Genomic DNA, 253 nt, shown 5'->3' on the forward strand with positions numbered 1-253 from the left:
CTTCCCACCGGCGGACGCCCAGGCGACGACATAGGCGGGCGTCCAGCACGGTCAGCCCGTCGACTCTTGTTGTTCCCCATCGCAACTCCTCAACGTCGAGTGTTGCGACGACCCGTTGAATCCACCCTGCGTCCCTTGGTCGCTGTGGTGCACGACGCTTTGGGGCTGACGCTGCCCCACAGCCATGTCGAGTGCCTGCACGACGAGCTCCGTCTTGAGGTGGCCAGCCATGGCCCAGCCGACGACTTTACGG

At 65.2% G+C, this 253-nt stretch carries 1 pseudogene; it reads right to left on the reverse strand.

The features are described 5' to 3' along the window. Positions 1 to 126 precede the first annotated feature (126 nt). Positions 127 to 253: pseudogene (locus FMP39_RS37265) on the reverse strand (IS3 family transposase); the annotation flags it as partial.

The organism is Myxococcus sp. AB056 (genome assembly GCF_006547365.1).
GTDB lineage: Bacteria > Myxococcota > Myxococcia > Myxococcales > Myxococcaceae > Myxococcus > Myxococcus virescens.